This window comes from Ruegeria sp. CH11 (assembly GCF_056537105.1).
Map to the genome: position 1 here is coordinate 114,516 of NZ_JBQFQX010000009.1, position 19,381 is coordinate 133,896.

16 protein-coding genes and 1 tRNA gene are annotated in these 19,381 nt (G+C 59.5%); 12 read left to right on the top strand and 5 right to left on the bottom strand.

Annotated elements, in window-relative coordinates; genetic code table 11:
- Nucleotides 1-10 precede the first annotated feature (10 nt).
- Entirely contained in the window at nucleotides 11-361 is a 351-nt protein-coding gene (locus ACR0LX_RS15015) for a DUF2794 domain-containing protein (protein WP_480577273.1), read from the top strand.
- Here ACR0LX_RS15015 and ACR0LX_RS15020 read toward each other — a convergent pair.
- From ACR0LX_RS15020 to ACR0LX_RS15030, 3 genes are all read right to left on the bottom strand, one after another.
- The gene (locus ACR0LX_RS15020; protein ID WP_480784406.1) at nucleotides 358-1,095 is read right to left on the bottom strand and encodes a C40 family peptidase; all 738 of its coding nucleotides are present in this window, start codon (nucleotides 1,093-1,095) and stop codon (nucleotides 358-360) included. The two genes, ACR0LX_RS15015 and ACR0LX_RS15020, sit on opposite strands and share 4 nt — an antisense overlap.
- Nucleotides 1,092-2,474: a leucyl aminopeptidase family protein gene (locus ACR0LX_RS15025; RefSeq protein WP_480784407.1), complete on the bottom strand. Its 1,383-nt coding sequence runs from the start codon at nucleotides 2,472-2,474 to the stop codon at nucleotides 1,092-1,094. The genes ACR0LX_RS15020 and ACR0LX_RS15025 overlap by 4 nt, the downstream gene beginning before the upstream one ends.
- 63 nt (nucleotides 2,475-2,537) lie before the next feature.
- Nucleotides 2,538-2,927 (bottom strand): hypothetical protein, encoded by a 390-nt coding sequence (locus ACR0LX_RS15030; protein WP_480784408.1) that lies wholly within the window; start codon nucleotides 2,925-2,927, stop codon nucleotides 2,538-2,540.
- A 143-nt stretch (nucleotides 2,928-3,070) separates the two neighbouring features.
- Between ACR0LX_RS15030 and ACR0LX_RS15035 the strand changes: the two genes are divergently transcribed.
- Nucleotides 3,071-3,721, top strand: a complete 651-nt coding sequence (locus ACR0LX_RS15035; RefSeq protein WP_480784409.1) for a carbonic anhydrase — start codon at nucleotides 3,071-3,073, stop codon at nucleotides 3,719-3,721.
- Nucleotides 3,722-3,815: 94 nt separating this feature from the next.
- The gene (locus tag ACR0LX_RS15040) at nucleotides 3,816-4,352 is read left to right on the top strand and encodes an SRPBCC family protein (RefSeq protein WP_480784410.1); all 537 of its coding nucleotides are present in this window, start codon (nucleotides 3,816-3,818) and stop codon (nucleotides 4,350-4,352) included.
- A gap of 512 nt (nucleotides 4,353-4,864) precedes the next feature.
- Here the strand turns inward: ACR0LX_RS15040 and ACR0LX_RS15045 are convergent.
- Nucleotides 4,865-4,951 (bottom strand) — tRNA-Leu (locus tag ACR0LX_RS15045).
- Nucleotides 4,952-5,137: 186 nt separating this feature from the next.
- On the opposite strand from ACR0LX_RS15045, the gene ACR0LX_RS15050 reads away from it, so the two are divergent.
- A complete protein-coding gene (locus tag ACR0LX_RS15050) occupies nucleotides 5,138-6,121 on the top strand; it encodes a complex I NDUFA9 subunit family protein (RefSeq protein WP_480784411.1) in 984 nt (327 codons plus the stop codon).
- Here ACR0LX_RS15050 and ACR0LX_RS15055 read toward each other — a convergent pair whose 3' ends face one another.
- Nucleotides 6,122-6,925 (bottom strand): undecaprenyl-diphosphate phosphatase, encoded by an 804-nt coding sequence (locus ACR0LX_RS15055; protein ID WP_480784412.1) that lies wholly within the window; start codon nucleotides 6,923-6,925, stop codon nucleotides 6,122-6,124. It abuts the gene before it with no gap.
- Nucleotides 6,926-7,154: 229 nt separating this feature from the next.
- On the opposite strand from ACR0LX_RS15055, the gene ACR0LX_RS15060 reads away from it, so the two are divergent.
- From ACR0LX_RS15060 to ACR0LX_RS15095, 8 genes are all read left to right on the top strand, one after another.
- Nucleotides 7,155-8,588 (top strand): NAD(P)-dependent oxidoreductase, encoded by a 1,434-nt coding sequence (locus ACR0LX_RS15060; protein ID WP_480784413.1) that lies wholly within the window; start codon nucleotides 7,155-7,157, stop codon nucleotides 8,586-8,588.
- Between the two features lie 27 nt (nucleotides 8,589-8,615).
- Nucleotides 8,616-9,050 carry a GFA family protein gene (locus ACR0LX_RS15065; protein WP_480577362.1) on the top strand — a complete coding sequence of 145 codons (435 nt, stop codon included), beginning with the start codon at nucleotides 8,616-8,618 and terminating at the stop codon, nucleotides 9,048-9,050.
- Nucleotides 9,047-13,579 (top strand): glutamate synthase large subunit, encoded by a 4,533-nt coding sequence (gene gltB, locus ACR0LX_RS15070; RefSeq protein WP_480784414.1) that lies wholly within the window; start codon nucleotides 9,047-9,049, stop codon nucleotides 13,577-13,579. Before ACR0LX_RS15065 ends, gltB begins: the two co-directional genes overlap by 4 nt.
- Nucleotides 13,580-13,764: 185 nt before the next feature.
- Nucleotides 13,765-14,682 (top strand): Hint domain-containing protein, encoded by a 918-nt coding sequence (locus tag ACR0LX_RS15075; RefSeq protein ID WP_480784415.1) that lies wholly within the window; start codon nucleotides 13,765-13,767, stop codon nucleotides 14,680-14,682.
- Nucleotides 14,683-14,721: 39 nt separating this feature from the next.
- Nucleotides 14,722-15,459 (top strand): monofunctional biosynthetic peptidoglycan transglycosylase, encoded by a 738-nt coding sequence (gene mtgA, locus ACR0LX_RS15080; protein WP_480784416.1) that lies wholly within the window; start codon nucleotides 14,722-14,724, stop codon nucleotides 15,457-15,459.
- Between the two features lie 59 nt (nucleotides 15,460-15,518).
- Nucleotides 15,519-16,184, top strand: coding sequence for an FtsZ-binding protein FzlA (fzlA, locus tag ACR0LX_RS15085; RefSeq protein WP_480577374.1), 666 nt, complete (start codon nucleotides 15,519-15,521; stop codon nucleotides 16,182-16,184).
- A gap of 77 nt (nucleotides 16,185-16,261) precedes the next feature.
- Nucleotides 16,262-17,299, top strand: a complete 1,038-nt coding sequence (queG, locus tag ACR0LX_RS15090) for a tRNA epoxyqueuosine(34) reductase QueG (RefSeq protein ID WP_480784417.1) — start codon at nucleotides 16,262-16,264, stop codon at nucleotides 17,297-17,299.
- 71 nt (nucleotides 17,300-17,370) lie between these two features.
- Nucleotides 17,371-19,374, top strand: a complete 2,004-nt coding sequence (locus ACR0LX_RS15095) for a hydantoinase/oxoprolinase family protein (protein WP_480784418.1) — start codon at nucleotides 17,371-17,373, stop codon at nucleotides 19,372-19,374.
- The last annotated feature ends 7 nt before the right edge of the window (nucleotides 19,375-19,381 follow it).

Here is a 19,381-nt window from a genome sequence, read left to right on the forward strand (position 1 = left end):
GGCTTGGGGTATGAACATGCAGCCTCCTAGCCGGTTTTCCGCAAGCCAGGCCCAGATGCCCGTCGCGTTCGACCGGCGCGAGATGTCTCAGATCCTGTCCGTTTATGGCCGGATGGTCGCCGCCGGAGAATGGCGTGATTATGGTATATCCAACCTGCGGGACATGGCGGTTTTTTCGATTTTTCGACGTACGGCCGAACACCCGATCTATCGCGTGGAAAAGCACCCGCGCCTGCGGTTGCGGCAAGGCATGTACTCTGTCATCGGCATGGACGGGCGCATACTAAAGCGCGGACATGACCTGCGCGCGGTATTGCGGGTGCTGGAACGCAAGCTTATCCGGGCGGTTGATCCGGATTAGAGCCGCTTTCGCGCCGTGACCGGCCCATCCCCCTGTTGTTCGATCCGGGCGATGGCCTGGTCCATCGGCTCAAATGCAACAGCCATGTGATAGGCATTGGCATGCAGTAGCAGGTTGTCGCCCGCGACCCAGGCAATGTGGCCTTTCCAAAACAGCAGATCGCCTCGTTCGGGTGAAGCTCCTTCAGGCAAGGGCGCGCCAAGTTCACGCTCCTGATCAATGCTGTCGCCGGGACAGTCGTGACCGCAGGCCAGAAGCCCGGCCTGCACCAGCCCCGAACAGTCCAGCCCAAATCTGCTATTGCCGCCCCAAAGATAGGGTGTTCCCAGGAATTGCTCGGCCACTGCAACCGGATCGTTCAGGCGGGTATAGGCAGGTACGGCGTGAATGCGCGGAATATAACCAAGCTCGGTTTCCAGAAACCCGTCCTCTTCCGCCACAGCCCGGATCTTGCTGCCAAGGCTAAGCGAGGCAAGGTCGGCGCTTTTCATGTCGGGCCGTTCATAGGCGTGTGTCGCGGGGGCCAGAATCCAATGGGTTTGCGGCGACAGCCCGCCAAGCTGATCAGAGGCAACCCAACCGACATAGCCATCCTTGTCCGAGGTGATCCTTACCCAACCGTCGTCTTCCTCGGTCACGGCGACCGTATCGCCATAGAGAAGCTGGCGGACGCGCGGGCCGTCTGGCTTGCGCATGATGTCTACGACAGGTCGGATAACGCGTTGCTGGGTCATAGGTTCAGAATCTCCGGCAGGGCGGCCAGCAGCGCGCGGGGGCCTTGCCCAAGCCCGCCCTTGCTGCGCCCGGGTTCCTTGCTGCGTTGCCAGGAATAGATGTCGAAATGCAGATACCGGCAGTCGCCGACAAAGCGCCGCAGGAATAGGGCTGCGGTGATTGATCCGGCAAACCCGCCCCCCGGCGCGTTGTCGAGGTCGGCAATCCCCGGCTCGATCAGCGCCTCGTAAGGGGCGTGAAACGGCAGCCGCCAGACAGGGTCTGCTGCTTGATCCCCGGCACGGTGGACGATCTGCGCGATCTGGTCGTCGTCGGAATAAAACGGCGCCAGGTCCGCACCGACAGCCACCCGCGCCGCGCCGGTCAGCGTCGCCATAGAGATCAACAGATCGGGCTGTCCTTCTTCTGCCAGCGCCAGCGCATCTGCCAGAACCAGACGCCCTTCGGCATCGGTGTTGTTGATTTCGACCGTCAACCCGTTGCGCGCGGTCAGGATATCACCGGGCCGAAAAGCGTTGCCCGCCACGGCGTTTTCTACCGCTGGAATCAGCACCCTTAGCTGCACCGGCAGGTTCAGCGCCATGATCATGCGCGCCAGTCCCAGCACATTGGCAGCGCCGCCCATGTCCTTTTTCATCAAACCCATGGCAGCGGCTGGTTTCAGGTCCAGCCCGCCGGTATCGAAACACACCCCTTTGCCAACCAAAGTGAGTTTGGGCCCGGCGTCGCCCCAATTCATCTCGATCAGGCGCGGGGCCTGTTGCGCGGCCCGCCCGACGGCATGGATCATGGGAAAGTTGTCTTGCAACAATGCGTCGCCCAGCGTGACCGTGCAGGTTGCGCCAAAGCCCTGTGCCAGATCCTCGACCACTTTCTGCAACTGGTCCGGCCCCATATCGGCAGCGGGTGTATTGACCAAATCGCGCGTCAACGCTTCGGCGTTTGCCATGGCTTCGATCCGGGCAGCATCAATGCCATCAGGCGCGATCAGCGCGGCCTTGCCCGGCGATTGGGCCGCATAGCGGTCAAAGGCATAGCCGGTCATCAACCAGCCGAAACACTCGACTTCAAATTCGGTGTCGGGCAGGCCCGAGGCGATGCGATAGGTGCCTTCGGGCAACCGCTCGGCAGCGGCGGCCAGCGGAAACCGCTTGCGCGCGCGTTTGTCTGCGGTGCCATAACCGGCAAGTGCGCGGTCCGGCGTTCCGTCAGGTCCCGGCAGCAGCAAAGTCTGGCCCAGAGCGCCCGTAAACCCGTTTGCATTTACCCAGGTGCCAACATCGTCGGGTTGCTCTGCCAGCCAATCCTTCAGATCGGATTGTGCGATGACGTGAAGCGCAACGGATCGATCACCGGGCGGCGCAAAGGATACAGTCATGGGCGTTTCAACCTGTTTAACCTGCGCCAACCTTATCCGCATGGGCCCGACCCGCAACCCCTGTCAGACGATCAGATCCTGCTGGTCCCACACGGCTGTCAGCGACCGTTCGCCGACGCGGATCAATCTGTTCAGCGTCGCGCCAGTGGCCACCGCATCACCGGCATCAATCGTCTGCGCCACGTCTGCGGCCACGCGGGCCAGCGCTGTCATTCCGATCTGATCCGATATGGCCACCAGCGATCTGGCGCATTTTCGCAGGCCGGTCCAGTCGCGCTGACGCCAGAACCGTTCGCAGTTCGAAAGGCGCACGGCAAGCTCTTCGATTGTGCGACAGAGCACATCCATCGCGTTCGCGTCGCCCAATTGTCGGTACAGTCCGTTCAAGCGGTCCGGGTCCAGCCGCACGGATTCCTTCTGTTCAAGTGTGATTATCTTATCCACCAGTTTCACCCCAAATTGCACGCCCCCACGGCGTCTTATGACATTCGCGCGCAACCCTTTTCATTTCCTTGCTGCAAAGCTTGATAATGTCTCGAATTTTGCGAGAATTCAGGCTAGAGCAGCGCTCAGGACAAAAGACAGGGACACCCAGAATGGAACGCGCGAAACCTCTGCCAGCATATCTCGTCAAACGCTATCACGGCTGGAAAGCCACCACATACGAGGAAAACCAGGTCTGGTATCGAAGGCTGGCCACCGAAGGTCAGCGCCCACGTGCCATGGTGATTTCCTGTTGCGACAGCCGGGTTCATGTGACGTCGATGTTCGGTGCCGATCAGGGGGATTTCTTTATCCACCGGAATATCGCCAATCTGGTCCCGCCCTATTTGCCGGATGGGGATCATCACGGCACCAGCGCGGCGATCGAATACGCAGTGACCGCTCTGAAAGTGGCACATGTGATGGTGCTTGGCCATTCGCAATGCGGCGGGGTTCAGGGCTGTATCGACATGTGCAAGGGCAATGCGCCCCAGCTGGAAGCCAAAGACAGCTTTGTCGGACGCTGGATGGATATCCTCAAGCCGAAATACGACCTGGTGTCGGATATCGAAGACAGCACCGAGCAGGCGCGACAGTTCGAACGCCAGGCGGTGGTCGCGTCGCTGGAAAACCTGATGACCTTTCCATTTGTAGCCTCAGCCGTTGAAGAGGGGACGCTCAGCCTGCACGGGCTATGGACGGATATCGGCGAAGGCGGATTGCAGTATTACGATCCGGCGGAGAAAAAATTCAACATTGTCTAGACGTGACCAAGAAACCAGGCGCGGAGCAGGTCTCTGATTCCGCGTCGTTTTTTGCTATGCTGGCCGCATAGAAATTGGATTCGGAGCCAGGCTCATGAAATTTATCAAACGCGTTTTTCTTTTCCTGATTGTTCTTGTTCTGGTTTTGGCGGGCGTCTCGTATCTGTTGCCCGGCAAAGCCGAGGTATCGCGCAGCATCACGATCGATGCGCCCGCGTCGGCGATTTTTCCTTACGTAAATTCCATGCAGGAGACCGAGAAATGGTCGCCCTGGCTGTCTCGTGATCCGGAAACCAAGCTGTCCTATTCCGGGCCGGAAACCGGGGTAGGCAACACACTGAACTGGAGTTCCGAGCATCCCCAGGTCGGAACCGGTTCGCAGGAGATCATCGAGAGTGTCGATGATCAAACCGTCAAAACAGCGCTGGATTTTGGCCCGATGGGTACGGCCACAGCGTCGTTCGCGTTGCAGTCCGAAGGGTCGCAGACGCAAGTGACATGGGGCTTTGAATCCGAATTGGGCATGAACCCCATGTCGCGCTGGATGGGTTTGATGATGGACAGCTGGGTTGGCGGTGACTACGAGCGTGGTCTGGAGAACCTGAAAACACTGGTCGAACAACAGCAGTGAGTCAGGCACCCGAGGTTTCGGGTCAGGGCTGTACGAATCCGAAACGGCGAGTCGTCGCTGACACCAACCGGATGCGCGCGGTTTTTCGCTGCCAACTGCCATCCGAAGATTTGGCAGTTGGGTTGGTCCAAAGCTTGAAAGGTGTTTTCGGGCCAGCGACCCCAGGGTGATCGCGGCGCTGACCGGGGTCTACTTCTCGGCGCTGCTTCTGGGGGTGGTCATGTTGAAACGCGTCCACCATACCCTGGATTTGCCGAGTTTGCCGTTCCTTTGGGAACTGCTCAAGTCACTGTGCAGCTAATTCGCTTTGGGTAGCGTGTTCGAACGTCCTGCGGCACACGACTACGAAAAAACCAAACACCATTGGGGTTCTTCTGTTCAATGCTTTAGCCATGATCAGAATCGCCCCTGATTTGAAGATGATTAGAGGCATTGCGTTACCTCTTGTGTCACCTTTGCAGGCCCGAGATTTCCATTAAGCGCTTGGAATCTATATGTTTTTTGGAGAACGTTGGTGCCCAGGAGAGGACTCGAACCTCCACGTCCATACGGACACTAGCACCTGAAGCTAGCGCGTCTACCAATTCCGCCACCTGGGCAGGTGTCGTGGAGGGGCGTTTAAGCCGACTGGTGGGGCGCGTCAACCGGATTCGGGAAGAAATTTGAAAGTTTTTTGACTGCGCGCACAGCCCTGTCGCGCGGTAAGTGAGCGCGGCGTTATTGCGCCTTGTTTGAAGCTTGCGCCGATAGTAGATCAGAGGGGCAGAGACAGCAGGAGCGCCAACATGTCCAAATTGGTCACGATTTATGGTGGGTCAGGCTTTGTTGGCCGGTACATTGCGCGGCAAATGGCGGCCGAGGGCTGGCGCGTGCGGGTGGCTGTTCGCCGCCCGAATGAGGCAATGTTCGTCAAGACTTACGGGGTTGTGGGGCAGGTCGAACCGGTCCTGTGCAATATCCGCGACGATGCTTCGGTGGCGTTGGCCATGCAGGAGGCGGACGTCGTGATCAACTGCGTCGGTGTTCTTAATGCGCTGGGCAAAAATGAGTTCGAACCGGTGCAGGCCGATGGAGCCGAGCGGATCGCGCGACTGGCTGCGGAAAACGGTGTTTCCCGCATGGTTCACCTGTCTGCCATCGGCGCGAATGCCGAATCGAGCAGCGAATATGCCCGCACAAAGGCCCAAGGCGAGGCGGGTGTTCTGCGGCACATGCCGGATGCTGTCATCCTGCGCCCCTCGGTCATTTTCGGAACCGAAGATCAGTTCTTCAACCGCTTTGCGGCGATGGCGCGATTGGGGCCGGTTCTGCCTCTGGTCGGTGCCGAGACGCGGTTTCAGCCGGTTTTTGTGGATGACGTGGCGCGTGCGGCTGTCTTGGGTGCCCTCGGGCAAGCTGAAAGCGGCGTATATGAACTAGGCGGGCCCGAGGTCAGATCCTTCCGCGAACTGATGCAGCAGATGCTTGGGGTGATTCACCGCCGTCGTGTTGTCGTTGGAATGCCGTTCTGGGCGGCGCGCATCATGGCCGGGGTTCTCGATATAGCAAAGTTCGTCAGCTTTCAGCTGTTCCCGAACCATATCCTGACCCGCGATCAGGTCAGAAATCTGCGTCAAGACAATGTCGTTTCCGATGCGGCCAAAGGGTTTGCGGATCTCGGGATCGAACCGGCGACGATGGATTCAGTGTTGCCCGAGTATCTGTGGAAGTTCCGCCCCTCGGGGCAGTATGATGACATTCAGAACTCGGCCGGCAACCTGCGTATCTGATCAGCTGTAAGCAATGAACAGCAGGATCAGGCCAAGGACGACCCGGTAGATCACATAGGGTGTGAAACTGACGCTGCGCAACAGGCGCATCATCAGGGTCAGGGCCAATAACGCAGAGAGAAAAGCAAAGATTGCCGCGATGGCCCCGTCTTTGGCCAGTTGAGCATCGGCGCTGCGGATAACCTCGACCGACAACAGCGCGCCTGACGCCAGAATGGTCGGAATGGACATCAGCATGGCAATGCGGGCTCCGTCTTCGCGGGTGTAACCCAATTGACGCGCGCCGGTGATGGTGATGCCGGACCGCGAGGTTCCGGGGATTAGCGCCACCATCTGCCACAAGCCCATGACGACCGCATCGCGCAGGCTCCAATCTGATGCGTGTTTGGTTTGCGGCCCTTTCTGATCCATCCAGTAAAGTAGCAGCCCAAACCCCAGCATGGCCCAGCCGATCACTGCAATGGACCGCAGCGATTGCCCAAAGCCGGTAAAGTACAGGACCGCCCCTGCCAGGACAGTGGGAATCGTGGCCAGAATCAAGCCCAGGGCCAATCGGGACTGCGGCGTATCCGTTCGACCAGCGAGGGCGGCAGGCAAGCCCGCAACCGCTTGTTTCACGTCGTTCCGGAAATACAGGACGACCGCGCCAAGCGTGCCGACATGCACTGCAACATCGATCGCCAGCCCTTGATCTTTCATTCCGGTCAGGCCGGGCAGCAAGATCAGGTGACCAGAGGAAGAGATCGGCAAAAACTCGGTAATACCCTGTATTATTGCCACGAGAATCAAATGAAGAAGACTCATCAAACCTGCCGAACTGCCGTCAACTATTCCGTGTTTCATGGGTATAAGCGTGGTGGCGGAAAGGGAAGCGAACAAATAGGTCCGAAGCGGAACTAAAAAGGGCGCATATTTTCAGGATATTGACTGTCAGGTAGGTTTTTTTTTGATTATAGGTCAGCTATACTGACTTTTAATCCGGTGGGCCTTACCGTAAAGAAACCCGACCAAGCCAATTCATGGAGTTTGAGCCGTGGCCAAGCAACCGATGCTGAAATTTGTGCAGATCGACCGTGTCATGCCGGAAAAGCGTGCCGCCGGTGACCGTAAAGACGATTTTGACGAGATCTATGCAGAGTTCGCGGCCGAGAAAGCGGCAGAGCAGGCCAGCAGGTGCAGCCAATGCGGTGTACCCTATTGTCAGTCGCACTGCCCATTGCACAACAACATTCCCGATTGGCTGAATCTGACCGCGACCGGACGATTGGAAGAGGCCTATCAGACCAGCCAGGCCACCAATACCTTCCCAGAAATTTGCGGTCGTATCTGCCCGCAGGACCGTTTGTGCGAGGGCAACTGCGTGATCGAACAATCCGGTCACGGCACGGTTACCATTGGCACGATCGAGAAATACATCACCGATACCGCCTGGGACAAAGGCTGGGTGCAGCCCGCAAAACCCGCAGCTGAGCGCTCGGAAAGTGTTGGGATCATCGGCGGCGGCCCCGGTGGGCTGGCGGCCGCGGACATGCTGCGTCGTGCGGGCATTCAGGTGACCGTTTATGACCGCTATGACCGCGCCGGTGGGTTGCTGATGTATGGTATTCCGGGCTTCAAGCTGGAAAAGGACATCGTGCAGCGTCGCAACGATCTGCTGGCCGATGGAGGTGTCTCGTTCGAGCTGAACTGTGACGTGGATGCCTCCATGTTTGCGGAAATTCGGGCAAAGCACGACGCAGTGATCATCGCGACCGGCGTTTACAAATCGCGTGACCTGTCGATGCCGGGCAGCGGGCTGGATGGGATCGAAAAAGCGATCGACTTCCTGACCGCTTCGAACCGCAAGAGCTTTGGCGACGCGGTCGAAGATTTCGACAACGGCCGCCTGAATGCCGCGGGCAAGAAAGTTGTGGTCATTGGCGGTGGCGACACCGCGATGGACTGCGTGCGGACCTCGGTCCGTCAGGGCGCAACTTCGGTCAAATGTCTGTATCGTCGCGACAGGGCGAACATGCCGGGTTCGCAGCGCGAAACTCAGAACGCCGAAGAAGAAGGCGTAATCTTTGAATGGCTTAGCGCGCCCAAGGGCTTTACCGGCGACGACAAGGTCAACGGCGTGATGGTGCAGAAGATGCGTCTGGGTCAGCCGGATGCGTCGGGCCGTCAGGCGCCCGAGGTGATCGAAGGCGCCGATTACGTCGAAGAGGCCGATCTGGTGATCAAGGCGTTGGGATTCGAGCCCGAAGACCTGCCCACCCTGTTCGGTCAGCCCGACCTGCCCGTTACCCGTTGGGGCACCGTAAAGGCAGCGTTCCAGACCGGTGCGACCGAAATGGACGGCGTCTATGCCATCGGAGACATCGTGCGCGGTGCCTCTCTGGTGGTCTGGGCGATCCGCGATGGCCGCGATTGTGCCGATGCGATTATCGACCGTTTCAACAGCAAGGCTGCCGTCGCAGCCGAGTAACCACCAGCCCAGCGACAGGAGGGTCTGATGCCCGAATTGCAAGGCCAATGCATGTGTGGCGCGGTGACAGTGACCGCTAGCCCAGCGAAAGACGCGCTGGGCGCATGCCATTGCGACCAGTGCCGGCGCTGGACCAGTTCGATGCTGGTCACATTTCCGGCCGAGCCCGGATACGCAGCGTTGGGCCCGGTCAAAACTTACACCTCGTCCGAGTGGGCAGAACGTGCCTTTTGCGCCGAATGTGGTTCGGCGCTTTGGTACCGGATCACCCTGCCGGGCGAGATGCACGGACAAACTCAAATGGCAGCGGGCCTGTTCGAAGACACCGGCCACGCGCTGAAACTGGAAGTTTACATCGACAAGAAACCCGGCGGGTATGCGTTCGCAGGCGAACGCCGGCAAATGACCAAAGCAGAGGTCGAAGCCTTGTACGCCCTGCCGGCAGAAGGAGACAGCCAATGACCAAATATGATGCCGAATGGGTGCGGGCCGAAGAAGCCAAGCGTCAATGGATGGCGGAAAACGGTCTTTATTCTGAAGATGAAGAGCATTCTTCCTGCGGTGTGGGACTGGTTGTATCCATCGACGGCAAAGCCTCACGCAAGGTTGTTGACGCGGGGATCGATGCGCTTAAGGCGATCTGGCATCGCGGGGCTGTGGACGCCGACGGTAAGACCGGAGACGGCGCAGGCATCCACGTACAGATCCCGGTTCCTTTCTTCTACGATCAGATTCGCCGCACGGGCCACGAACCCAATTTGGATGAGCTGATCGCGGTGGGTCAGGTATTCCTGCCCCGAACCGATTTCGGCGCGCAGGAAAGCTGCCGGACCATCGTCGAAACCGAAGTTCTTCGGATGGGCTATTACATCTATGGCTGGCGTCATGTGCCGGTCGATGTCACTTGCCTGGGCGACAAAGCCAATGCGACCCGCCCCGAGATTGAACAGATTCTGATCTCAAACTCGAAAGGCGTGGACGAAGAGACATTTGAGCGCGAGCTCTATGTCATTCGTCGCCGTATCGAAAAGGCGGCCGCCGCCGCTGGTATCGCGGGCTTGTATCTGGCGTCGTTGTCCTGTCGTTCGATCATCTACAAGGGTATGATGCTGGCCGAGCAGGTGGCCGTGTTCTATCCCGATCTGATGGATGAGCGTTTTGAATCCGCCTTTGCGATCTATCACCAACGCTATTCCACCAACACCTTCCCGCAATGGTGGCTGGCACAGCCGTTCCGCATGCTGGCTCATAACGGTGAGATCAACACGCTGAAGGGCAACATCAACTGGATGAAGAGTCATGAGATCCGCATGACATCGGACAGTTTTGGAGATTACGCCGAGGATATCAAACCGATTATTGCGGGCGGTTCGTCAGATTCCGCCGCATTAGACTCGGTTTTCGAAGTTCTGGTGCGCGCAGGCCGCTCGGCCCCGATGGCAAAAACCATGCTGGTTCCGGAAAGCTGGTCCAAGCAGGCGGTGGAACTGCCACAGGCCTGGCGCGACATGTATTCCTACTGCAACTCGGTGATGGAGCCATGGGACGGCCCGGCCGCTCTGGCCATGACCGATGGCCGCTGGGTTTGCGCCGGTCTCGACCGCAACGGCCTGCGCCCGATGCGCTACGTCGTCACGGGTGATGGTCTGGTCATTGCCGGTTCCGAAGCGGGCATGGTGCCGATTGACGAGGCCAGCGTGACCGAAAAAGGTGCGCTGGGACCGGGTCAGATGCTGGCCGTGGACATGAAAAAGGGCAAACTGTTCCGAGACACCCAGATCAAGGACAAGCTGGCGCGCGCGTTGCCGTTTGGCGACTGGGTCGGCAAGATAACCGATCTGGACAGCACTTTGGCCGGTGTTACCGAGGCCCCCATCTATTCGGGCGAAGAACTGCGCAAGCGTCAGATTGCAGCTGGCTATTCGGTCGAGGAACTGGAGCAGATTCTGGCCCCGATGGCTGAAGACGGCAAAGAGGCGCTGGCCTCGATGGGGGACGACACGCCGTCTGCCGTGCTGTCCAAGCAATATCGCCCGCTCAGCCATTTCTTCCGCCAGAACTTTAGCCAGGTCACCAACCCGCCAATCGACAGTTTGCGCGAATACCGCGTCATGTCGCTGAAGACGCGGTTCGGAAACCTCAAGAACGTTCTGGACGAAGACAGCAGCCAGACCGAGATTATCGTGCTGGAAAGCCCGTTTGTCGGAAATGCGCAATGGGACCAGCTGGTCGCGAGCTTCAACGCGCCTTTGGCCGAGATCGACTGCAGCTTTGAGCCCGGCCAGGGCGCTCTGAGCGCCGCATTGGCCTGTGTCAGAGCCGAAGCGGAAGAGGCCGTGCGCTCCGGGGCCGGCCACTTGGTGCTGTCAGATATGAATTCGGGCGAGGGTCGCGTCGGTATGCCGATGATACTTGCGACCAGCGCCGTGCATTCGCATCTGACGCGTAAGGGGTTGCGTACTTTCTGCTCAATCAATGTGCGGTCTGCCGAATGCGTCGACCCGCATTACTTTGCGGTGCTGATTGGCTGTGGCGCGACCATTGTGAACGCCTATCTGGCCGAGGATTCGCTGGCCGACCGCATTGATCGCGGTTTGCTGGACGGGACCTTGACCGAAAACGTTGCGCGCTTCCGTGAGGCGATCGATCAGGGTCTGCTGAAGATCATGGCCAAGATGGGCATATCGGTAATTTCATCCTATCGCGGCGGCCTGAACTTCGAAGCGGTTGGCCTCAGCCGCGCGATGGTTGCCGAGTATTTCCCGGGCATGACCAGCCGCATTTCGGGCATCGGTGTCACCGGCATTCAGGCTAAGGCCGAGGAAATCCACGCCAAGGGCTGGGACAGCGGTCTGGATGTTTTGCCCATCGGCGGTTTCTACAAGGCTCGTAAATCGGGTGAGACCCATGCTTGGGAAGCCACCTCGATGCATATGATGCAAATGGCCTGTAACAGAGCCTCATATGAGCTGTGGAAGCAGTATTCGGCCAAGATGCAGTCGAACCCGCCGATCCATTTGCGCGACCTGATGGATTTCAAGCCAATGGGCAATCCGGTGCCGATCGAAGAGGTGGAATCGATCACTTCGATCCGCAAACGCTTCGTCACGCCGGGTATGTCATTGGGTGCATTGAGCCCCGAGGCGCACAAGACGCTGAACGTGGCGATGAACCGGATCGGTGCGAAATCTGACTCGGGTGAAGGTGGCGAAGATCCGGCGCATTTCGTGCCGGAACCCAATGGCGACAACCCGTCGGCAAAGATCAAGCAGGTGGCCTCGGGCCGCTTCGGTGTGACCGCCGAATACCTGAACCAGTGTGAAGAGCTTGAGATCAAGGTCGCTCAGGGAGCCAAGCCGGGCGAGGGTGGTCAACTGCCGGGCATGAAGGTCACCGACCTGATCGCGCGTCTGCGGCACTCGACCAAGGGCGTGACGCTGATATCACCGCCGCCGCATCACGACATCTATTCGATCGAGGATCTGGCGCAGCTGATCTATGACCTGAAACAGATCAATCCGCGCTGCAAGGTGACGGTCAAACTGGTGGCGTCCTCGGGCGTGGGCACGATTGCCGCTGGTGTGGCCAAGGCCAAGGCTGACGTCATCCTGATCTCGGGCCATAACGGTGGCACGGGTGCGTCGCCCGCGACCAGCATCAAGTATGCCGGTCTGCCATGGGAGATGGGCCTGACCGAAGCGCATCAGGTGCTGGCGATGAACAACCTGCGCGACCGCGTGACCCTGCGCACCGATGGCGGTCTGCGCACAGGGCGCGATATCGTCATGGCCGCGATGATGGGGGCCGAGGAATACGGCATCGGCACCGCCGCGTTGATTGCGATGGGCTGTATCATGGTGCGTCAGTGCCAGTCGAACACTTGCCCTGTGGGTGTATGTACGCAGGACGAGAGCCTGCGCGCCAAGTTCACCGGCAATGCGGACAAGGTGGTGAACTTGATTACCTTCTACGCCCAGGAAGTGCGTGAACTTCTGGCCAGCCTCGGCGCGCGTTCGATCGACGAGATCATCGGTCGCGCCGATCTGCTGGCGCAGGTCAGCCGCGGATCCGCCCATCTGGACGATCTGGACCTCAATCCGTTGCTGATCACCGTCGATGGCGCGCATGATATCGTGTACAACCGCGACAAGGATCGCAACGCGGTACCCGACACTCTGGACGCCGAGATTGTTCGCGATGCAGCCCGGTTCCTGAAGGATGGCGAAAAGATGCAGCTGTCTTACGCGATCCAGAACACGCACCGAACGGTCGGCACGCGGGTCTCCAGCCACATCGTTCAGAATTTCGGTATGCGGAACACGTTCCAGCCGGACCATCTGCACGTGAAACTGCAAGGCTCGGCGGGGCAATCGCTGGGGGCATTCGCCGCTCCGGGTCTGAAGCTGGAAGTGTCGGGGGATGCCAATGACTATGTCGGCAAGGGTCTGTCGGGCGGTACGATTGTCGTGCGTCCACCACAGGTCAGCCCGCTGAAGGCAGATGACAACACCATTATCGGCAATACCGTCCTGTATGGGGCAACCGATGGCAGCCTGTTTGCGGCAGGTCGCGCCGGTGAACGGTTTGCGGTGCGCAACTCGGGTGCCACGGTTGTGATCGAGGGCTGCGGCTCCAACGGCTGTGAGTACATGACCGGCGGCGTCGCTGTGATCCTTGGTGAAATCGGTGCCAACTTTGGTGCGGGCATGACAGGCGGCATGGCTTATCTGTATGATCCAGAAGGCAAGGCTGAACTGCTGATGAACAAGGAAACGCTGGTGACCTGTCCGGTAACGGTCGATCACTGGGAGGCACAGTTGAAATCCCTGATCGAACGCCACGCGCAGGAAACCTATAGCCGCAAGGCGACGGACATTCTGCAACATTGGGATGTCGAAAAGGCCCATTTCCTGCAGGTATGCCCGAAAGAGATGCTGAACAAACTCAGCCATCCGTTGTCGGTCCAAGCGGCTGCGGTTCCCGCAGAATAGGCGGAATTGGCTAGGAATCCTGGGCCCTCGCGTGATCTTTGTATCACGCGGGGGCTTGCTTGTTTAAAGGCTCTGTCGCCAAATCCTTGCGCATCTGCGCCCAAAGGGCCTAGCTTTGGTCACAGTTTGTTCGGGATTGTCCGGTTATCGTCCTGTCCTGGGTGTAAGTGAGTTGGAGCAAACGCATGCCTACGACATACACAGATCAGTTCTATTCCTTCGATCCGGCGAACCCGCCGCCTGTGGGCACGGCGATCACAATCGACGTTCTGGATCTTATTGATGAGGACGACAACGACGAGATCGAGGATTTCGGCGGCGACACCGTCAACGGGCAATTGGTCGTCGATTCCTGGCCCGGTGACACGGTAACGATCAATGTTCCCGGTGTCGGCGACGTGACCTATGTGGGAATAACTTTCTACCTTGCAGATGGTTCGCGTGCCTTTACCCCAACCGACGGTCAGGTGCTTCAGGAAGGCACCCTGGTCTCGACAACGTTTGTGACGACCGAAGGCCCGCTGACTGTCCCCACGGAACTGGGCCCGCCCTGTTTTACGCCGGGTACCATGATTGCAACGCCGGATGGCGAGCGTTTGGTTGAAGATCTGAAAGTTGGCGATCTGGTTTTGACGGTGGATCACGGGCCTCAGCCGCTGATCTGGATCGGACGCACTACGGTCGAGGCCGAGGGCAAGCTGGCCCCTATTCGTTTCGACAGCGGTGTGTTCGGTCTGACGCGCCCGCTTTTGGTGTCGCCGCAGCATCGCATGCTGATCGACGATTGGCGCGCGCCGTACCTCTATGGCCATTCCGAGGTATTGATCGCCGCCCATTGTTTGGTGAATGACGATACCGTCACACGGGTCGAGGGTGGAACGATCGACTATATCCATCTGCTGTTCTCGCAACATGAAATCATCACTGCCAACGGGGCGAAAAGCGAAAGCTATTTCCCCGGCCACGCGATTTCCGGGTCTGAACGGCAAACACAGGCGGAAATACTGGCCCTGTTCCCTGAACTGGCCAAAAACCGCGGACGTGATCTAAAGACCGTACGCCCGGTGGTGCATCCGCGCGAAGGGCGGGTGATGGCGAATTAAGCCTTTCACAACCTCCCCGGCGCGACGTATAGCAGGGACATGGCACAGAAAGCAGCTCGCCGGAAAGGCGGGACAAAAAAGGCAAATCAGGCAAAGAAACGCCCCTCGATCCTGAGCGTGATCCGGCGTTGGGTGTTGCGGCTGGCGCTGGGCGCGGTCGCTGCATTTATGGCGCTGGTGTTGATCTATTCGGTTGTTAACCCCCCTGTCACCCATACGATCTGGTCGGAATGGCGTCGCTTGGGGCGTGTTGACCGGGAATGGGTCTCCTTCGATCAGATCGCGCCCGTGATGGCGCGGTCGGCGGTCGCGGCGGAAGATGCAAATTTCTGTCTGCATTGGGGCTTTGATGTCGAGGCGATCCGCGATGCGCTGGAGGATGGCGGCACGCGCGGCGCATCGACGATCTCTCAGCAGGTGGTAAAAAACGTCTTCCTGTGGCAGGGCCGCAGTTGGGTGCGCAAGGCGCTTGAAACCACGATGACACCCGTCGTGGAAATCGTCTGGTCCAAACAGCGCATTCTCGAGGTCTACCTGAATGTGGCCGAGACTGGTCAGGGCGTATTTGGGGTCGAGGCGGCAGCGCAGCGTTATTATGGTGTCAGCGCAGAGAAGATGACGCCGGTTCAGGCCGCGCGGTTGGCGGCAATTCTGCCATCCCCGCGCAATCGGTCGGTGACCGACCCCACGGCGCGAACCCGACGCCGCGCAGCGTCGATTCTGGATGGGGCGGCCACCATCCGCGCAGATGGTCGCGCGGATTGTTTCGAGGATTGAAACCTCGCCCCGACCAAGGCTAAAGCTGAATAGGTACTCTCTGGTTCGATTGGAAACCCATGGCGCGTCTGTTTCACGTTCCCCTGTCCCCGTATTGCCGCAAGGTCCGGTTGTCTTTGGCTGAAAAGAAGATTGAGGTCGAACTGGTCGAAGAGAAATACTGGGAACAGGACCCGGATTTCCTGCGCCGCAACCCGGCGGGCAAGGTCCCGGTCCTGCGGTTGGACGGGCAGGTGATGGCCGAAAGCGCCGCGATCTGCGAATATATCGAAGAAACACGACCAGAGCCGCCGCTGATGCCGAAAAAGCCCGAGGCCCGGTACGAGGTGCGGCGGCTGGTTGGCTGGTTCGACGACAAGTTTCACCACGAGGTGACCTCGAAGCTACTGTATGAACGCGTGAACAAGAAGGTGACCGGGCAAGGCTATCCCGACAGCAAGAACGTCAAGGCCGGGGCCAAGGCGATCAAGTATCATCTGGATTACATGGCTTGGTTGCTGGACCATCGCCGCTGGCTGGCTGGTGATCAGATGACTCTGGCCGATTTTGCCGCTGCGGCGCATTTGTCGGCGCTGGATTATATCTCGGACGTGGATTGGAACAGGTCGCAGGCGGTCAAGGACTGGTATGCCAAGATCAAGTCGCGCCCGGCGTTCCGGTCGATCTTGGCAGATCAAGTGCCCGGGTTCCGTCCGCCGCCCCATTACGCCGATCTGGATTTCTGATAGGCTGGGACAAAAGGGGCGCTGTCTGCCCGCGATCGCGCTAGAGGCGCGATTCCCCCCGAGGATATTTTAGCCAGATGAAGAGCGGATCGGAGTTAAAGGAACGGTTGGTAGCGCAGGCTTTCTCCGAGGGGTTTGTGGCCTGCCGGGTGTGCCGGCCAGGGGATGTTCCACAGGTTCCCGATCAGTTGGCCGCGTTTTTGAAGGCCGGGTATCACGGGCAGATGGGCTGGATGGCTGAGCGCACGCACTGGCGCGGCGATCCGTCCGCACTGTGGCCCGAGGCGCGATCCGTCATCATGCTGGCCGAAAGCTATACGCCAGGCCATGATCCGACCGAGGTGCTCGATCATCCTGATCGCGGGGCAATTTCGGTCTATGCGCAGAACAAGGATTACCATGATCTGGTGAAAAAGCGCCTCAAGCGTCTGGCCCGCTGGCTGATTGCCGAAGCGGGTGGCGAAGTGAAGGTGTTTGTGGACACGGCCCCGGTGCCCGAAAAGGCATTGGGACATGCGGCCGGCTTGGGGTGGCAGGGCAAACATACCAATCTTGTGAGTCGGGAATGGGGAAATTGGGCCTTTATAGGGTCTGTTTTCACCACTCTGGACGTTCCGGCTGACATGTCCGAGGTCGATCACTGCGGGTCGTGCCGTGCCTGCCTTGACGCTTGTCCGACTGATGCTTTTCCCGCACCGTATCAATTGGATGCGCGCCGCTGCATTTCCTATCTGACCATTGAACATAAGGGCCCGGTTGACGAGGAGTTGCGGGGGCAGTTGGGAAACCGGATCTACGGCTGTGATGACTGTCTGGCGGCGTGCCCGTGGAACAAGTTTGCCGTGGCGGCAAGCGATATACGCTATGCGGCACGGGATGATTTGGCGGCCCCGCGGCTGGCAGCACTGGCGTCGCTGGATGACGCGAGATTTCGGACCAAATTTTCCGGGTCTCCGATCAAGCGCATCGGGCGGGATCGGTTTGTGCGCAATGTTCTGTACGCTATCGGCAATTCGGGGTTGGCCGAATTGAAACCCTCGGCTCAGGCATTGACCGATGATCAGGATCCAGCTGTTTCCAACGCGGCGCGTTGGGCGGTGAAACAGCTGTCGTAAATGCCGCAAACAGGCTGGACGTGCCGCAATTTCCAGCTACACCCAATCTGCGCGAATAGAAGGAGAACCCCATGGCCCTGGCATTGGGTGTGGATACAGGTGGCACCTACACGGACGCAGTGCTGGTTCGGGACGAGAAAGAAGTTGTGGCCTCGGCCAAGTCTCTGACGACCCGAGCGGATTTGGCGATTGGCGTGGGCAATGCAGTTTCTGCAGTGCTTGAGACCGCGGGCGTATCCCCGGATCAGATCGCGCTGGCTTCATTGTCGACCACACTGGCGACCAACGCATTGGTCGAAGGGCAGGGCGGACGTGTGGCGCTGATCTATGTCGGGTTTCGCGAAAGCGATCTTGAAAAGCACGGATTGCGCGATGCGTTGAAGGGCGATCCCGCCTTGGTTTTGACCGGTGGTCATAACCACGCCGGAGGAGAAGCGGCCGCCTTAGACCACGATGCCCTTGTGGCCTTTTTAGACTCGCATTCCGGCATCTCGGGTTATGCGGTTGCGGCGCAATTCGCCACGCGCAATCCGGCGCATGAGCTGGAAGTTGCGCGCGTGATCGCCGAGCGTACTGGAGTTCCCGTGACATGCTCGCATCATCTGTCCGCACGGCTGAACGGGCCGAAACGGGCGGTTACAGCTGTGCTGAACGCGCGGTTGATCGGTATGATCGACCGGCTGATCGGACGGGCACAGGATCAATTGCGCGAACAAGGGATCACGGCCCCGATGATGGTGGTGCGAGGTGATGGCGCGCTGATGAGTGCCGAACAGGCGCGGGAACGGCCGATCGAAACGATCCTCAGCGGCCCCGCAGCCTCGATCGTTGGTGCGCGTTGGCTGACCGGGGCGCAGAACGCTCTGGTCTCGGACATTGGCGGGACGACCACCGACGTTGCTTTGATCCGCGACGGCAAGCCCGCCATTGATCCGGCAGGTGCCCAGGTCGGGGGGTTTCGCACCATGGTCGAGGCGGTCGCAATGCGAACTCATGGTCTTGGCGGCGACAGTCAGGTGCATGTGGTGACCGAAGGGCTGGGTGGCGGCGTATTTCTGGGGCCACGCCGGGTTTTGCCGGTGTCCCTGATCGCGACCGATGCGCCCGAGGTAGTACACGCTGTTTTGGACGAGCAATTGCGCGCCACAACAGTGGGTGAACATGACACGCGATTTGCCCGCCGCGTCCCGGGAATTCCCGCCGATGGCGCGGGTGCGCGCGAAGCCGTACTGCTTGAGCGGTTGGGCGATGACGTCCTGCCGCTTGCCAAACTGTTGAAGACCCGTATGGAACATGGCGCTTTGAATCGTTTGGTGGATCGCGGGATTGTTCAGGTCTCAGGCATCACGCCGTCAGACGCCAGTCACGTGCTTGGACAGCTGGGCGAATGGGATGCAGACGCAGCCCACAAGGCGCTGTCCCTGATTGCACGCAAGCGGATCGGGACGGGCGAGGTGCTGGCGGAGTCGCCCAAGGCCCTGGCGCAGATGATCGTGGATCAACTGACCGAGCAAACCTCTTTGACTTTGTTAGAGACTGCTTTTGCAGAAGAGCTGGATGATTTCGAACACTCCGCACGTGATCTGGCGCGTCACGTACTGACGCAGCGCGGGCTGGCAGGGCATCGTGGGTTGCTGGCGCTGGATGCGGCGTTGAACGTGGATGTAGTTGGTCTTGGCGCCTCGGCCCCCAGCTATTACCCGGCGGTCGGGGAACGGCTGCGCTGCAAGATGATCTTGCCCGAGCATGCTGGGGTCGCAAACGCGATCGGTGCTGTGGTGGGTCGGCTGACCCTGCGCCGGTCCGGCACGGTCACGTCGCCCGCCGAAGGGCGGTTCCGTGTTCACCTTGAGGATGGTCCACAGGATTTCAACGATGCGCAGAAGGCAATGACCCTGCTGGAAACTGTGCTGCGCGATCAGGCGGAGGGTGCCGTGCGCGCCGCGGGCGCCGAGGACATTCGCGTGGTCGTGGATCAGGATGTCCGCACCGCAAAGATCGAGGCGCAGGAGGTTTTTGTCGAAGCCCTGATCACCGTCGAGGCCAGCGGGCGACCCCGCGTTGCCGTGGGGTAGCCCTTGC

Coding starts and splice junctions, on each gene's coding strand:
- ACR0LX_RS15075 (WP_480784415.1), top strand. CDS start 13,765: ATGCCTACGACATACACAGATCAGTTCTATTCCTTCGATCCGGCGAAC.
- ACR0LX_RS15035 (WP_480784409.1), top strand. CDS start 3,071: ATGGAACGCGCGAAACCTCTGCCAGCATATCTCGTCAAACGCTATCAC.
- ACR0LX_RS15055 (WP_480784412.1), bottom strand. CDS start 6,925: ATGAGTCTTCTTCATTTGATTCTCGTGGCAATAATACAGGGTATTACC.
- gltB (WP_480784414.1), top strand. CDS start 9,047: ATGACCAAATATGATGCCGAATGGGTGCGGGCCGAAGAAGCCAAGCGT.
- fzlA (WP_480577374.1), top strand. CDS start 15,519: ATGGCGCGTCTGTTTCACGTTCCCCTGTCCCCGTATTGCCGCAAGGTC.
- ACR0LX_RS15040 (WP_480784410.1), top strand. CDS start 3,816: ATGAAATTTATCAAACGCGTTTTTCTTTTCCTGATTGTTCTTGTTCTG.
- mtgA (WP_480784416.1), top strand. CDS start 14,722: ATGGCACAGAAAGCAGCTCGCCGGAAAGGCGGGACAAAAAAGGCAAAT.
- ACR0LX_RS15015 (WP_480577273.1), top strand. CDS start 11: ATGAACATGCAGCCTCCTAGCCGGTTTTCCGCAAGCCAGGCCCAGATG.
- ACR0LX_RS15065 (WP_480577362.1), top strand. CDS start 8,616: ATGCCCGAATTGCAAGGCCAATGCATGTGTGGCGCGGTGACAGTGACC.
- ACR0LX_RS15050 (WP_480784411.1), top strand. CDS start 5,138: ATGTCCAAATTGGTCACGATTTATGGTGGGTCAGGCTTTGTTGGCCGG.
- ACR0LX_RS15095 (WP_480784418.1), top strand. CDS start 17,371: ATGGCCCTGGCATTGGGTGTGGATACAGGTGGCACCTACACGGACGCA.
- ACR0LX_RS15025 (WP_480784407.1), bottom strand. CDS start 2,474: ATGACTGTATCCTTTGCGCCGCCCGGTGATCGATCCGTTGCGCTTCAC.
- queG (WP_480784417.1), top strand. CDS start 16,262: ATGAAGAGCGGATCGGAGTTAAAGGAACGGTTGGTAGCGCAGGCTTTC.
- ACR0LX_RS15020 (WP_480784406.1), bottom strand. CDS start 1,095: ATGACCCAGCAACGCGTTATCCGACCTGTCGTAGACATCATGCGCAAG.